We start from the raw sequence: 817 nt of genomic DNA, 5'->3' as shown, positions 1-817 counted from the left end.
GTTTACGGCATGGGCTATCAATGGACGGGAGGCGAGGCAAAATGAAGTTGCAAAACCTCTCGGTAAAGCGGCTGTTTGGCCGGGTAGCAATGGGGCTTGTCCTTTCCATGTCCGGGATCACCATAGCCCTGTTTCTTGTGACAAAACAGACGGCGGTGCTGCTGACGGGCGGGGCGCTGCTGCTGTGCGCCCTTGTGGGGATTTTTGTACTGACGCAGGCGTTTGGAAAGCGGCTGTCGCAGTTTACCGCTGACCTATGCCAGACTTTAGACCACATGATCGCCGGAAATGAAGCGCCCCAGCGGCCAGAGGACAGCGAAACCCAGCTTGCCAGAATTGGACACCGGCTGGCAAGGCTCTATCAGATCATGCAGGAGAACCGCCGCCGGGTGGACGAGGAACGGCAGGAGTTACAGACCCTTGTATCGGATATTTCCCATCAAGTGAAAACGCCGGTAAGCAATCTGAAAATGGCGACGGACACGCTGCTGGAAAAGCCTATGACCAAGGCGGAGCGCACCGACTTTATCCGGGGAATCCGCAGCCAGACGGATAAGCTGGACTTTCTCTTTCAGGCCCTTGTGAAAACTTCCCGGCTGGAAACGGGCGTGATCCAGTTGGATAAGAAACCGGGCCGCCTCTTTGATACCGTGGCACAGGCCATGAGTGGAATTGTGTATGCAGCAGAGAAAAAGGAAATCGTCGTGTCCGTGGACTGCCCGGAGGATTTGACCGTTTTCCATGACAGCAAGTGGACATCCGAAGCCCTTTTTAACCTGCTGGACAATGCGGTGAAGTACACCCCGGCAGGCGGGAA

The 817-nt window shown here is 55.8% G+C and carries 1 protein-coding gene; it reads left to right on the top strand.

Annotated elements, in window-relative coordinates; all coding sequences use genetic code 11:
* Window positions 1-41: 41 nt before the first annotated feature.
* On the top strand, window positions 42-817 hold a 776-nt coding region (locus tag DW694_RS16705), incomplete at its 3' end, for a HAMP domain-containing sensor histidine kinase (protein ID WP_147420750.1).

The organism is Ruminococcus sp. AM26-12LB, assembly GCF_003480785.1.
GTDB lineage: Bacteria > Bacillota > Clostridia > Lachnospirales > Lachnospiraceae > Blautia_A > Blautia_A fusiformis.
The sequence above is the reverse complement of the archived record's forward strand: the minus strand, read 5'-3'. Positions and strand labels throughout refer to the sequence as shown.